This window comes from Calditrichota bacterium, from assembly GCA_014359355.1.
Lineage (GTDB): Bacteria > Zhuqueibacterota > Zhuqueibacteria > JANLFK01 > Oleimicrobiaceae > Oleimicrobium.
This window is the reverse complement of the sequence record JACIZP010000177.1, coordinates 19,707-33,907: the sequence shown is the minus strand read 5'-3', so window position 1 is coordinate 33,907 and position 14,201 is coordinate 19,707. Positions and strand designations below refer to the sequence as shown.

General features: G+C 61.4%; 9 protein-coding genes. 7 read left to right on the top strand and 2 right to left on the bottom strand.

Translation table 11 applies throughout. The features are described 5' to 3' along the window. Window positions 1-252: 252 nt before the first annotated feature. A complete protein-coding gene (locus tag H5U38_07575; GenBank protein MBC7186875.1) occupies window positions 253-1,206 on the bottom strand; it encodes a T9SS type A sorting domain-containing protein in 954 nt (317 codons plus the stop codon). A 59-nt stretch (window positions 1,207-1,265) separates the two neighbouring features. Beyond that, window positions 1,266-5,711 carry a hypothetical protein gene (locus tag H5U38_07570; protein MBC7186874.1) on the bottom strand — a complete coding sequence of 1,482 codons (4,446 nt, stop codon included), beginning with the start codon at window positions 5,709-5,711 and terminating at the stop codon, window positions 1,266-1,268. A 542-nt stretch (window positions 5,712-6,253) separates the two neighbouring features. Here H5U38_07570 and H5U38_07565 point away from each other — a divergent pair. From H5U38_07565 to H5U38_07535, 7 genes are all read left to right on the top strand, one after another. Next, window positions 6,254-7,927 carry a hypothetical protein gene (locus H5U38_07565; protein MBC7186873.1) on the top strand — a complete coding sequence of 558 codons (1,674 nt, stop codon included), beginning with the start codon at window positions 6,254-6,256 and terminating at the stop codon, window positions 7,925-7,927. 131 nt (window positions 7,928-8,058) lie between these two features. Then, a complete protein-coding gene (locus H5U38_07560) occupies window positions 8,059-9,369 on the top strand; it encodes an HD domain-containing protein (protein ID MBC7186872.1) in 1,311 nt (436 codons plus the stop codon). Window positions 9,370-9,544: 175 nt separating this feature from the next. Then, entirely contained in the window at window positions 9,545-10,255 is a 711-nt protein-coding gene (locus H5U38_07555) for a YIP1 family protein (protein ID MBC7186871.1), read from the top strand. A gap of 27 nt (window positions 10,256-10,282) precedes the next feature. After that, window positions 10,283-11,671, top strand: a complete 1,389-nt coding sequence (locus H5U38_07550; GenBank protein MBC7186870.1) for a TolC family protein — start codon at window positions 10,283-10,285, stop codon at window positions 11,669-11,671. Between the two features lie 23 nt (window positions 11,672-11,694). Next, complete coding sequence (locus tag H5U38_07545) at window positions 11,695-12,144, top strand: hypothetical protein (GenBank protein ID MBC7186869.1); 450 nt, start codon at window positions 11,695-11,697, stop codon at window positions 12,142-12,144. Between the two features lie 29 nt (window positions 12,145-12,173). Then, window positions 12,174-13,460, top strand: coding sequence for an efflux RND transporter periplasmic adaptor subunit (locus H5U38_07540; GenBank protein MBC7186868.1), 1,287 nt, complete (start codon window positions 12,174-12,176; stop codon window positions 13,458-13,460). A gap of 62 nt (window positions 13,461-13,522) precedes the next feature. Further along, window positions 13,523-14,200 (top strand): ABC transporter ATP-binding protein, encoded by a 678-nt coding sequence (locus tag H5U38_07535; GenBank protein ID MBC7186867.1) that lies wholly within the window; start codon window positions 13,523-13,525, stop codon window positions 14,198-14,200. The last annotated feature ends 1 nt before the right edge of the window (window position 14,201 follow it).

The window sequence follows — 14,201 nt, the reverse complement described above, 5'->3', positions numbered from 1 at the left end:
TGCTGTTGAGCGCCCGTCTCGGCAGACGCCCGATCAATGGCAAAAGATAACGCAAAGCGGGGACAATTTCAAGGATTTTCAGGGGAAATAGGGGAAGGATCCAGATTCTTGCTCATGGGGCCCGGCTCTCACTTTTCGGCGGGAAAAACGAAGGCGCGCGGGCAGACTCACCCACTTCTCACGCATAAGGACGCCCCGGGGGCAGGAGATGGGCGCCCAACGCCGAGATGTGCCCGCGCGCCTCTGGAGGGACTACTTCACCACTGCCATCTTCCGCATCTGGTCGAAACCGTTCACCCGCAGCCGGTAGAAGAACACGCCGGTGGGGAGGCCGGAAGCGTTGAAGGTCACACGGTGGATGCCGGCCTCCTGCATTTCGTCAACTAAGGTAGCCACCTGCTCGCCCAGGACGTTGTACACCACCAGCGAGACTCGCCCACGCTCTTTGAGCTGGTACACGATCTCGGTCGACGGGTTGAACGGGTTCGGGTAGTTCTGCCGCAACGCGTAGGCCCGCGGTGCCGCTACCTCGACGCATTGCGGCTCGGTGAGCTGGATGGAGCCGTCACGGTCAACCTGCTTCAAACGGTAGTAATAGGTGCCAGCCTTTACCTCCTGGTCGACGTACTCGTAGACTTGCCGTGCAGCGGTGGTGCCGGCGCCGGGGATGAACGCCAGCGTCTGGAAGTTGCTCCTGTCCGGTGAACGCTGCACTTCGAAGCCATAGTTGTTGCTCTCGGAAGCCGTCTTCCAGGTGAGGCGCACCCGTGTGGCAAGCTCGGTCTGTTCCACTGCGGCAACGAACTCCACCAGTTCCACGGGCAACGCGGACTGGCCCGCGTACTGCAGGTCCTCGTTGGTGGTCACGTAGCGCAAGTAGGTCACCGCACCCTTGAAGGGCCCATTGCCCACGTTCTCGAAGCGCATGGCTAAGGTGTCGCCCACTTTCCAGGGGAACGAGCCGCCGGCGAAAAGGGCCAGTGCCAAGCTCCACATCCCTTCCTTCTGTGAGCGACCCACCAGCGTGTCGAGCGGGTCATTGGTCAGATAAGCCCGGTATTTGATGTCCGCCGAATCGGGCTTGCTCAGGTCAGGATTGAGGACCTGCCCGTAGACGATGGCGGTCAGCGGCCCTTGTGCTGCAGCTGGGCCGGTGAGCACCGCTATTGCCAAGAGCGCCAGCGCAAAGCTCAGCAGGCCTTTCATAGCAACCTCCCTTGGGTAGTCTTCCATAGTGATCGAAGGCGGGGGATTACCCCCACCGGTCATTCTTCCTTTGCGCCCGCAGGCTGTTCGCCCACAGGGAGCGCAGCGGTCATGCTGCCTGCCGGCCACTGATTGGGAGCCGACTGGTTCACCAACAGGAGCACCGGTTCGCCTGGGTTCAAGGGGAAATTCGTGCCCAAGCCCTGAGCCACGAGCCAATACTGCGTGAAGGCGTTGGTAGCCGGGTCGATCCGGTAGAGCGCCTCCACGCCGCCAATGCTGGCGGCCAGCTGTGCGGCGTTGGTCAGGGTCAGACGGTCAAGCGGCACGCTGATCTCATTGTAGGTACGCGTCTTGGTCTTGGCCAGCGTGAAACGAACGCTGCCTGGGTACGGCACCGACCCCACCATGAACCAGGTGCTGGGTGCGTCGCTCTTCAGGTTGACCAAGCAGGCCATGCCAGGGGTGATGGGGAAGTTGGTGCCCAAACCCATATCTGGCAGCCAGTACGTGGTGTAGGCGTTGGTCGCTGGGTCCAACTTGTACACCGCAGCCACACCGCCGATGCTGGCGGCTAATGACTTGGCGTCGGTGATGTTCGGATCGATCAGCGGCAGCGAGATGTGCGTGTATTTGCGCGTCTCGCCTTTGTTCAAGGCAAAGCCGTAATGGCCGACGCGGTTGGAGGGGCCGGACATGTTGTTGTCGTCCATGGCCACCACCATGTAGAACCGCCGCAAGGCATCGACGTTCACCACCAAGAAGGTATCTGCGCAGCTACCCAGAAGTACCGCGTCCGGGTCTCCAACGTTAAAGAAGGCATTGCTGGGGTGCGCATACACGCGATAGGTAATCCGCGAACGCTCCGGCGAGCCATCGATGCCCTTGGTGACCTTTGGCCAGAACAGCTTCGCCTGCGCACTAATCTTGCGAATAGCCGCCTCGGTGATGGCTGCCGGCGGGATGTCGTCAGTGGCGCCACCCGTGCCCTTGGTGAGCGGCGACACCAACTGCCCAGCAGTCATGGCGGCAGCGACAGTCACCTCGCCATTGTCGCCCTTCGGCGGCATGGCAAACACGTACCCCGCCGGCAGCGGGATGGCGTCCTCATCAGGCAAGAGCGGGGCCGCAGCCGTGAGCGGGGGAGGATTCTTGACAGCCTGCACGTAAAAGTCCGAGATCACATTGTCATAGGTGGGCACCACCACGCGCACCGAGTCCGCCTCGCTCTTTCGCGGGTCAGTCGCTTGCACGGTGCCCCAATGGAAGAGCTTGCCCTCGACCACGCGGTAGATCTGGTAGTAGTCGATAATGTTGACCGTACCGATGCCAGGATGGTTCTGCGAAAAGTCCCAGACCAGCGTCACATAACCACCCTGGTCCCCCTCGCCGTCGGCACCCTTGTAGTCCTTCACGGTGAGCGTGTTGGGTGCGTCGATCACCGCTTCCACCACCTCTATTGGCTCAGTTGAGCCGTTCACCCCGGGATCGGTGGTCTTGTAGACCGTAATCACCAAGTTCGAGGTAGTGTCATAGCAGACGATCTGGAACACCCCTTCGCCGTTGGTCAGGCGTTGCACGCCGGTCGGGAGGGTCACCCGCTGCTTGTTGGCAGCGAACTGGATGGGTACCGTAAAGTTCACGTCAGTGGTACCGTGGGAATCCTTGGCGATAACTTTGATGTCAAACGGCACACCGGTGAACTGCGACCCCTCCTTGTAGACTTGGCTGACTATGAAGTAACTGGCCGTGGCATCGATCACGGCGATGGAGGCAGTCTGCATGTTGCCGTTGTTAGTGCCGGCGATATCGTCATAGATCTTGTTGACCCCGGTCAGGCGAACGGTGCCCGTCTGCGTGGGTGCCCACTGGGCGTAAGGGGCGACGGTCAGCAGCACACGAGCGTCGCTGGGTTGGGTCACCGAGGCCAGCGGCGGGACAAAACCCATGGTGAGGTCAAAGTCGGCCAAGTCCAGTCCCTGGACCTTTTCACTCATGAGGATTTCCACGGTGGTTGTAGAGATGGTCTTGGCGCTCATGATGGCCGGGCCAGCCTTATCGCTCTCCAAGGAGAGGCCCTCGCCCAAGGCGGCCATCACATTGTCGGCCCAGTCCGCGAAGCCCTTTCCAGCTTCTACAATTACGTCCGGCACATCCCCTGTGTCACCGCCATACGGGGTGGCAGGTGGGCCACCAGCCGTAGTCTCGTTGAACGAGATGTATGCCTCCACCGTATCGCCAAAGGTGTTGATGGCCGTGGGTTTGTACTGCGCGTGTGCCGGATTGTAGACGTTCATGTTCAGGCTGATGCCCGACTTCGGTCCGTCATAGCCTGCAATCGTCCAGTTTGCCGCCTTGAACGACGTCTTCGGGAAGATGGGAGACAGAGGATCGAACACGAAGCGGTAGTGATCTAACGTCCCGTCGGCGTCAAAGTCCTGCGTGTACAAACCAAGGAGGATAGGGGCGATGTTGTCACGTTTCACTTTGACGTCGGAAGTGGTCCCGGTGAAGCCGACTATGGAGCCGTCGTCGTCCCACTGCAGGTTCCCGTTAGCAGGGGTGGCGACGTCGTAGACGACGTTGGTCCCATAAAAGTTGACGAAGCCGCTATCGGTCTTTGTCCAGGTGGCCCCGGTGCTGTTCAGGTAGATGACATTGTCCTGATTGGTGCCAGAGAGCCCGGTGAAAAAGACCTTGGTTCCGGCCGCACTAAAGTTCCGCAGGCCGACGAACCACTTGAAGCGGGAAGGCACCTGGGCGGCCGGTTCGGTGGTGGGCCAACCGGCCGTGTTGACCTTCTCACTGAACGTGAGCCTGATTCTGTTGCCACCAGCAGTGTAAGCTTCGATGAGGGCTGGGCCGGCACCGTCGATAATCTGCACGGGCGAGGCATTTTCCGAGGATGGTGTCACATCGGTTGCCAGCAAGTTCTCGGCCAACCCGTTGTTGACGGCGCTCCGCAAACCGGTAGTCGACCCCGGGTTGACATAGGTCACCGTGGGCACAAGGTCAGTATTAGGCACCTTCGGGGAAGTGGCCACCAAAGGAATGCGGAACGTGGTGGCGCTGGCCCAACTGCCGGTGGCGCCAATGGTCAATATACCGGTGCCAGTGACGGTGAAGCCCAAAGTGCTGAGGCGGGCCTGGTCCATGCCGTTGTAAGTGTGGTCAAAGGTGACCTCCACCCAGTCCAAGTAACCCCAGCCATTGGCGCCAGCATTGGTGGCCGAGAGACCGTCAACGGTACGCACGGAGACAATGTTGGGGAGAATACCGTCGGTGATTGTCCTTGTGGGCCCCACGCCGTTGTAGTTGCTGTCGGGGCTGACGTCGCGCACCAGCATCGTCCCCGTGTAGGAGATGCTTCCGGTCACATCCTCGTGGACAAAGTCGTTGGTCAGGGCGAATTCGTACGTATTGGTCGGTGGGTTTGCGGTGGTGGGCGAGACGATGCTGGCCACCGGGTTGTTGACGCCGTTGATGGTCACGGTAAAGTCAGTACCCTGGATGTAGTTGAAGGCCACCGGCTCGCTAAAGACCACGCGGATGCGCTTGGCCGCGAGCGCTGCAGCCAAGGCCTGGCGCCGGGTGGCGCGCTTGGTCTGCGCGCTGACAATCGCCGGGCCGGAGCGGTCGGTCACCACCTTGGCATGCGTCTCGGCGTACTGCAAAGTTGCGCTGGCAAATTTGTCGCTGTTGCTGGGTGGGGGGTAATAGGACAGGGTTGGGGTGATGCCGGAGTTCGGCGAAATGGACACGGGCCACATGACAAAATGCTTGTTGTCGGCCCACGCACCGGTAGCTTCAATGCTGCTCACCGAGGAGCCGAGGCCACCGAAGATGGCTGTGCTGGCGGCCACATTGCTGGTGCGCATGGGCTCGCTCCACTCGATGATGATCTTGTCAATGTAGCCGTCGTACTGCACCTGATTGCCAGGAGAACCGGGCATATGACCTGTACCGTCGTCATAGTGCTCGATTTTGCGCATCCTGGGGGTGATGTCGTCGGTGGCGTTCACAAAGCCGGTCTCGGTCTGTATCGGCACCCCACCCACACGCAGAAACCCGCTGGCGGCAAATTTCACGCGCGGACGGAGGTCGGTGTCGTAACCTACTCCATCCGGGAACGGGTTGTTCGCGCCGGATTTGATGCGCACGTAGAAGTACTGGTCAAAGGCGCCGCCGGAGCCAAGCGGGTCAGTCACCATTTCTCCGGCGTCGCCACTGGCTTCGTACACGTCGCCAGGGTTGGTGGCTTCATTGTTGTCGCCGTCGATATTCAGGTCAATCTCGACCTTCGCACCGGCAAAGTTGTCGTTGAGAGAATTGTTCCCTGCGGGCCCCGCCACGGTCAGCTTGATCCAAGCTGCATACCCGGTGTACGCGGGGTCGGCGGTAGCCCTGTTACCTATGGAGCCCTGTTGTGCAACCGCCGCTGTCGTATAGAACAGGAGGAGACCAACTCCGATCAGCGTGCTGGCCTGTATCCGTTTCGCTGCCATCTCAGCCTCCACTGCTTATGGTTGTGCCCCTGAAGCAGAGAGTGACGACCGATACCGTTCATCCCACCCGCTTCACAGCGTGTAAAATTAGCAATTGAATTCACAAAAGCAAGCACTTTTTGAACAACTTGTGGGCCTGGACACTCACTACAAGGGACGCGCCCTCGCCGCGGAAGGCCCACTCGTTACGCCAGACAGCCCGCAAAAGTAATGCCATGCCCGAAACCGCCTCGGCGCCCGATTTTGGAAGCGCCGGGACACCCAATGTTGCTCTTGGTAAGCTAAGTCACGAGACAACAGCATCTTCCGGCCCATCGTTGTTTGGCTCCATCGTTTCCGTTTCGCGCCGTGGTGCAGGAGAAGCGCAGGCGTTGCGACACGGTGACACAGTGTGTTAGAAATGAGACGGTCTGACCGGATGCCGGCCACCCACAAACGCGTTGATTTTTGGTCGGGCGTTTGTTAAATTAACTCGTCACCGGCAGTTGGGCTCCTTCGCGGAAGCAGAGACCCGGGAGCCGACCGCAAGCAAAGGAGCAGACGTGCTAACGATTCACCGGCGATATCGCCACCTCAAGCGCTACCGCCAGATCGCCATGGTGCTCATCAAGTACGGGTTCGCTGACCTGGCGGAAAGGCTGGACCTGGCTGCCTACTTGCACTTGGGGCGGCGACTTGCGCGCGTGCGGCGTGGGGTGGAAGGCGTTACCACCGCCAGGCGCATTCGCATGGCCTTGGAGGAGCTTGGCCCCACGTTCGTGAAACTTGGCCAGGTGCTCAGCACGCGGTCGTTCCTGGTGCCTGCCGACCTTCTTGCCGAGCTTGCCCTCCTCCAGGATCAGGTGCGGCCGGAGCCGTTTTCTGTTCTGGAGCAGACACTGCACCAGGAGCTCCAGGAACCGGCTCTCGCGCGGTTCGCTTCCATCGACAACGAGCCGCTGGCATCGGCATCTATTGCCCAGGTGCATCGTGCCCGCACCGTGGATGGACAGGAAGTGGTGGTCAAAATCCAGCGACCGCGCATCGGCGAGCTCATCGAAGTGGATATGGAGATCCTCTTGGACTTGGCGCGCCTCATCGAACGGCATGTCCCGGAGAGCCACCAGTTCGACCCGGTGGGGATGGTGGAGGAGTTGGCCAGGACCACCAGGCGCGAGTTGGACTTTATGAGCGAGGCGCGCAATGTGGAGCTCTTCGCCCGCAACTGCGCCACACTCCCGGGAGTACATGTGCCGGCCGTGTTTTGGGAGCTGACGACGTCCCGGGTGCTGACGCTGGAGTATGTGGAGGGAGTAAAGATCTCCGACGTGGAGAGTCTCCGCGCCATGGGCGTCGACCTGAAGGCCTTGGTGCGGCGCGGCACCGACTTTGTCCTGAAGCAGGTTTTTGAAGACGGCTTCTTCCACGCCGATCCGCACCCTGGCAACCTGCTGGTGCGCAGAGATGGGACGATCGCCCCGGTGGACTTTGGCATCATGGGTCGGCTGGACGACCAGATGCTTGCTCTGTTCGCGGACCTTCTGGTGGGGGTGACCCGGCGCGACGTGAGCCTCATCCTGCGCGTCATGGCCCAGATGGGGATTGTGCCCCAGGGCAGCGACGAGCGGCTGCTGCGCCTGGACATCGGCGAGTTCATCGACCGCTACTACGGCGTCAACTTGGGCAAATTGCGGATGAAGGCGGTACTCGACGATGCCGTTGCGGTTTTGGCGCGGCACCGGCTGCGCGTCCCCTCCAACTTGATGCTCTTGGGCAAGACCTTGGGCTCCTACGAGGACATTGCCGAGAAGCTGGACCCCGACTTTTCCTTTGCGGCGGCCATCGGTCCCTATGCGCGCAAGCTCATGTGGCGGCAGTTCGAACCGGGACGGGTTGCCTATCAGCTGGGAAGAGGCCTGCGCGACCTGTACCAGCTCGCCTTGACCTTGCCCCACGAAATGGAGGTGCTGCTGCGACGTGTGAGCGCCGGAAAGATCGGCGCCGAGCTTAGGCATCAAGGGTTGGAGAACCTCATTCGGGAGATTGACCGTTCCTCTAACCGGCTCTCCTTCAGCCTGATCATCGCTGCGCTCATCGTTGCTTCCTCCATGATTATCGCGGCGCATGTGGGGCCGTCGCTGCTGGGTATTTCGGTCCTGGGGATCGTGGGCTATGCATTTGCCGGCCTGCTGGGGGTGTGGTTAGTGGTGGCCATACTGCGGTCGGGGAAGTTGTAGAGCGAGGATTTTCGGATTCCTGAGGCAACGTGACCACTGAAGAGATACTGGCCCAGATAGGGGCCCTGGCTGACGAGCAAGGCCTGCCGGTCTATGCCGTTGGGGGCTTTGTGCGCGACCGTCTGCGCGGCATGGACAGCGCCGATATCGACTTTGTCGTGGTGGGCGACGGCCCGGAGTTCGCGCGCCTGGTCAAGAAGAGGCTGCAGGGCACGGGCTTTGTAGTGTACGACAAGTTCTGTACCGCCTCCTTCCTGCTGGACGGCCGCAAGTTGGAGTTTGTCTCGGCCAGAGCCGAAAGCTACGAGCCCCACTCGCGCAAGCCCTCGGTGCGCAAGGCCACCCTTGCCGATGACTTGGCCAGGCGGGACTTTACCATCAACGCCATGGCCCTGTCTTTAAATAGCGCCTCCTGGATGGAGCTGGTGGATCCCTTCGGCGGCAGGCAAGACATGGAGCACCGCCTGGTGCGCACCCCGCTGGACCCCGAGGTGACTTTTCAGGACGACCCGCTGCGCATCATGCGGGCCATACGCTTCGCCACCCAGCTTGATTTTCGCCTGGAAAAACGCACCAAGGCCGCGATTGCCGCCATGCGCGAGCGGCTCGCCATCGTCTCCCAGGAGCGCATCAGCGAGGAGCTGCGCAAGATCCTCTTGGCGAGCCGTCCGTCCATCGGCTTCAAACTGATGGATGAGACCAGGGTGCTGGAAGTGGTGCTGCCCGAGATCAGCGCGCTCAAGGGAGTGGAGCAGATCGGCCGCCATCATCACAAGGATGTCTTCCTCCACACGCTGAAGGTCCTGGACAATGTGGCGGCAGTCAGCCAGAGTTTTCCGCTGCGCTTTGCGGCGCTTTTCCACGACGTGGCCAAGCCGCAGACCAAGGCCTTTGTGCCGCGCGTGGGGTGGACTTTTCACGGGCATGACGAGATCGGTGCTCGCATGATTAAGGGCATCTGTCGGCGGCTGCGCCTGCCCAACGACGTGGAGAAGTACGCGGAGAAACTCATTCGCCTGCACCTGCGCCCCATTCACCTGGCGGACGAAGGAGTCACCGATTCGGCCATACGCCGGCTCATCGTTCAGGCAGGCGAGCACCTGGAGGACCTCTTCATCCTCTGCCGGGCGGACATCACCTCGGGCAACCCGGCGCGGGTGAGCCAGCACTTGGCCAACTTCGACCATCTGGTGCAGCGCATCCATGAGGTCGAAGAGAAAGACCGCATGCGCGCCTTCCAGTCGCCGGTGCGCGGCGACGAAATCATGGCTGTGTGCGGCATTGGACCGGGCCCCATGGTCGGGCGCCTGAAAAAGATGATTGAGGAGGCGATCCTGGACGGCCAGATCCCCAACGAGCACGATGCGGCCTACCACTATCTGCTTTCCATCAAAGACGAGGTGCTGGCCAGCGGCGAACCCACGAAAAAGCGCATGCCTTGACCGAAACTTTTGTGGCGGTTTTTCGTTCCATCTTCTGGTTTTTTTGGTGGAGCTGGCTTGCAATAACTGCCGATGGTGAAGTGTATACTCGGTGAGTGGTTGCAGTGCCGGCGCCATGCAGGCAGAGCAGGTGGTCGCTGCGCTGCAGAAGGACTAAGCTGCGGAGGAAACGAGCATGGAGAATCCACAAGTGTCTGGGCAGGGGGATTCCCTGTTGGGGACGTTGGTCAACATTTTCGTCAGTCCGCGTGAGGCCTATGAGGCGATCGACCGCCGGCCCCGGTGGGTTCTGCCGCTGGTGCTGGTGGTCATTGCCACCGTGGTTGCCGCCATCTTCATCACGCCGATGGCCATGGAAGAGGGCATGGCCAAGCAGCGGGACAAGCTGATCGAACAGCGGGGCATGACTCCAGAGGAAGCAGACCGGGCTCTGGAAGTGGGGGCCAAGATCGGCCGGATCACCGGCCCGGTGATGGCACCAGTGGGTGCGGTGGTCGTCATAGTGGTCGTCACATTGGCCCTCCTTTTCTTAGGAAACATCGTCCTGGGTGGCGCGAGCAACTTCAAGAAGGTGTTTGCCATGTACACCTGGACCTCGCTGATCGGTGTCCTGGCCACCATTGTCAAGACGCCGCTCATGCTCTCCCGGGGCACAGTGAACGTGCAGACCAGCCTGGCCGCGTTCCTTGACCCCGAGCAGAAGGGCACCTTTCTTTACCAGCTCCTGGCGCGCACCGATGTCTTCTCGCTGTGGGAGCTGGTGCTGGTGTGCATTGGCATGGCGGTCATTTACCGCTTCACCGTGAAGAAGGCAGCCACCGGCGTGGTGGCGCTCTACATCGTCTACGCGCTGGCTGCGGCGGCGATCACCGCGGCGCTCACTTAGGCCGGCGGGCATTCCGGGAGCAAAGAGATGACAAGAGTTGGTGTGGTCGTTGCAACTCTGTGCGTGCTTGCGGCAGCTGGGGGGCTTGAGGCGCAACAGGCGGGGCGCCCTTTCACCTTGGAGGATTGTGTCGCCCTGGCCCTCGAAAAGAACGCCGGGGTGCGCAAGGCGGAGTTTGGGGTGGATCTGGCGGAGGCCACCGTGCTGGGCACGTGGTCCGGCCTCCTGCCCCACGTGAACGCCAGTTTCGCCTCGGGGCGGTTCATCCAAGGCGACCGCATTCGCAAGATGGACGTGCCGGTGGGCTATGATCCGCAGACCGGCCAGGTCATCTACGAACAGCGCGAGATTGTGCAAAAGGGCGTGGAACGCAACAGCCATTACGCCAGGCTGTCGGTGGCGCAGAACCTGTTCGACTGGGGGCGGAGCATCAGCCTCCTGCAGCAGGCGCGTTCGCGCCAGCAAGCAGCCGAGCAGGCGTTCATCGCGGCCCAGCAGGCAGTCGTCCTGGATGTGTACACGAAATACTTCGCCCTGCTCAAAGCCACGAAGCTTTTGGAGGTATATCGGGAAGCGCTGCAGTCGGCGGAAGAACAGCTCAGGCGTACGCAGAGCATGTTTGAGCTTGGCGCAGCGGCGCAGGGCGATGTGTACAAGGCCAGGGTGACCGTGGGCGAAGCCAAAATCAACGTCATCTCCCAGGAAAACGAGGTGCGTGCGGCCAAGGGGAACCTGAACGTCGCCATGGGGCGCGATCCGGAGGCGGAACTCTCGGTGGTGGAAGTGGAGGCGGCCGAGACGCCGTTTCCGTACACCCGCGAACAGGTGCTGGAAGTGGCCTTGCAGAACAACCCGGAGCTGCGCGAGCTACGGCAGTCGTTAGAGGCCGCTCGCCTGGGGGTGCGCGCGGCCAAACTGGCCTACTTGCCCACCTTTTCTCTCGGGCTTACGTATTCGCGCGACAACGAGTTCTTCGACAAAGTCTACTCGAAGGACCTGAATCGAGATTACTACCTTTCCTTGGGCATGCAGGTGGACCTGAACCTCTTCCGGGGCTTTGCGGACAAGGCGGCGGTGGAGCGCGAGGCCGCTTCCTACCGCAGCGTGCAGGAAGAGCATGCCGACAAATTGCGACAGTTGGCGCTGCGCGTCAACCAGGCCTTCCTCTACCTTGAGGCGGTGCAGGAGATCGCCCGCATCAATCGCGACAACTTGCTGGCCGCCGAAGAGGACCTGCGCTTGGCAGAGGAGCGCTACCGGGTGGGGTCTGGCACGCTATTGGAGATCAACGACGCGCGCGTGGCGGTCACCCGCGCCAAGCAGATCGTGATCGGCGCCAAATACGATAGCCAAGTTGCTCGGGCCACTCTCGAAGCTCTGATGGGCAGCTTGGGCAAAGTCGGCCAGGGGTCCTGAGAAAGGCTCCCATGGTGTTGCCAATGGCACGCGGCTCGATTGTTGGCCTCCTTGCTTGCCTCTTAGGGCTGGCCGGGCTGCCCGGTTGCGAGAAAATAGAGGGCGAAGGGGGCGGCGTAGTGGCGCCCACCAAGGATGAGCCGTACATCATCGAGTGCTTCACCTGCGTCGCGGTGGACGAAGAGTCGCATCCGGTCCTGGTGACTGCCACGTTTCGGGTGGATGACGTCGTCTACCTCTGGATCAGGTGGGGCAACTGGTACAAGACGCACACAGTGGGGGCCAAATGGTTCGACCCCGAGGGGCAGCTCCAGGGCCATCGCGAGGTGGAGTTGACCTCCGACAGCGGGCATGCGGTCACCTGGTTCTACTTGGATACGGCGGCCTCTGCACCGGCAGGTGATTGGTGGGTGGAGGTCTATCTGGACGGACAATTCATGCGCAGTCAGGTGTTCACGCTCCTTTCCCCATAGTTGAAGGTGACACAGCTGGAGAAGTGGCAATGGCGAAGAAGAAGAGAACAGTCATTTTCCTGGTGGGCCTGGCGGTTGTCATAGCGCTGGCCGTGATACTCGGCAGCCAGTCAGCCAAGAAGAAGGCACTCGAGGTGACGGTGGCGCCGGTCAAGCGGGGGACGATCACCCAGATCGTCTCCGGCTCGGGGAAGGTGCAACCGGAGCTCAAGGTGAACATCGCCGCGCATGTGGCCGGCAAGATCGTGGAGCTGCCGGTGCGCGAGGGCCAACAGGTGCGACGTGGGCAGCTCCTGGTTCGCTTGGAGCGTGAACAGTACGAGGCGGCAGTGGAAAGGGCGCGCTCGACCCTGAAATCGGCACGGGCTAACCTGACCAAGACGCGCGCCGAGTACGAGCGCGCCAAGGAGCTCTACGCGCAGAAGCTGACCTCGTTGGCGCAGCTCCAGACGGTCGAGGCGGCGTTAATGCTTGCCGAAAGCGAGGTCGAACAGGCCCAGGCCACCTTGGCCCAGGCCGAGGACAACCTCGCCAAGACCACGATTACGTCGCCGATCGATGGGACCGTCATCAAGCTGAACAAGGAGGTGGGTGAGATAACCCTGGGCTCCCAGTTCCAGGCAGACGTCATCATGGAGGTTGCCGACCTGGAGCGCATGGAGGTGGTCGCCGAGATCGACGAGAATGATGTGGTGGACGTGACCGAGGGGCAGAGCGCGCGCATCCAGGTGGACGCCATCCCCGACACTGTACTGCGGGGGCGGGTGCGTGAAGTCGCCCACACCGCCATCACCCGGGGGCGTGGCACCCAGGAGGAGATCACCAACTTTGAGGTGAAAGTGTCGGTGGTGGACCGCGTGCCCCAGCTCAGACCAGGCATGTCGGCCACCGTGGAGATCGAAACAAAGTCGAAAGACCAGGCGCTCTACGTCCCCATCCAGTGCATCACCATGCGTACGCCCGAGGATACGACAATGCTGGCCCAAGCGGGCGGTTCGAAATGGCGGCGCAAGAAGGGCGGCACCAGGGACGAGAGCATGGAGGGTTTCGGACCGCCACCGTCTGAGGAGGAAAAGAAGGCGCAGGCCGCCCCCAAGCAGATCGAAGTGGTCTTTGTGGTCGAAGGCGGCGTCGCCAAGATGCGCCCGGTGGTGACCGGTATCAGCAGCGAGACGGACATCGAGATCGTCAGCGGGGTAAGCGAGGGTGAACAGGTGGTCACCGGCAGCTATCGCGTGCTTTCCAAAGAGCTCAAGAATGGCGCTGCCGTGAAGATTAGCTCCGGTAAGCTGCCCGTGGCCAAGGAGAAGAAGTAGCCGGGCGGGGCGACTTCGGGGCCGTCCCTTTGCGGAAGGCAGAACTGTCGAGGTGGTAGATGTTGATCGAGCTTGAGAATGTGGTGAAGATTTACGAGGTCGGTGCCGAGCGCGTGCACGCGTTGCGCGGTGTCTCCCTGCGCGTCGAGGAGAACGAATACTTGGCCATCATGGGACCCTCGGGGTCAGGCAAGTCGACCATGATGAACATCCTCGGTTGCCTGGACACCCCCACCTCCGGACGCTACCTCTTCAAAGGGCAGAACGTGGGGACCATGGACGACGACCAACTGGCAGGGATTCGCAATCGCGAGATCGGCTTTGTCTTTCAGACCTTCAACCTCTTGCCCCGCGCCGACGCTCTGCACAATGTGGAACTGCCGCTCATCTACAACGGCACGCCGGCGAGCAAGCGACGGCAACTGGCCGAGGAGGCGCTGGCCAAGGTGGGGCTCGCCGACCGCATGCACCATCGCCCCAACGAACTCTCCGGTGGACAACGGCAGCGGGTGGCCATTGCCCGCGCCTTGGTCAACAGGCCCTCGATCATTCTGGCTGATGAGCCCACGGGCAACCTCGACACGCGCACTGGGCAAGAAATCATGGACATTTTCGAGAAGTTGCACGAGGCAGGGAACACCATCATCTTGGTCACCCACGAAGAGTACATCGCCGAGCACACCAACCGCATCATCCGCCTTCGCGACGGCATGATCGAGCGCGACGAAGCCATCAACTGAC

What these genes read in the sequence shown, in the direction of transcription:
- H5U38_07545 (MBC7186869.1), top strand. Translation starts at nt 11,695, where the DNA reads ATGGCACGCGGCTCGATTGTTGGCCTCCTTGCTTGCCTCTTAGGGCTG.
- H5U38_07575 (MBC7186875.1), bottom strand. Translation starts at nt 1,206, where the DNA reads ATGAAAGGCCTGCTGAGCTTTGCGCTGGCGCTCTTGGCAATAGCGGTG.
- H5U38_07540 (MBC7186868.1), top strand. Translation starts at nt 12,174, where the DNA reads ATGGCGAAGAAGAAGAGAACAGTCATTTTCCTGGTGGGCCTGGCGGTT.
- H5U38_07555 (MBC7186871.1), top strand. Translation starts at nt 9,545, where the DNA reads ATGGAGAATCCACAAGTGTCTGGGCAGGGGGATTCCCTGTTGGGGACG.
- H5U38_07560 (MBC7186872.1), top strand. Translation starts at nt 8,059, where the DNA reads ATGGACAGCGCCGATATCGACTTTGTCGTGGTGGGCGACGGCCCGGAG.
- H5U38_07570 (MBC7186874.1), bottom strand. Translation starts at nt 5,711, where the DNA reads ATGGCAGCGAAACGGATACAGGCCAGCACGCTGATCGGAGTTGGTCTC.
- H5U38_07550 (MBC7186870.1), top strand. Translation starts at nt 10,283, where the DNA reads ATGACAAGAGTTGGTGTGGTCGTTGCAACTCTGTGCGTGCTTGCGGCA.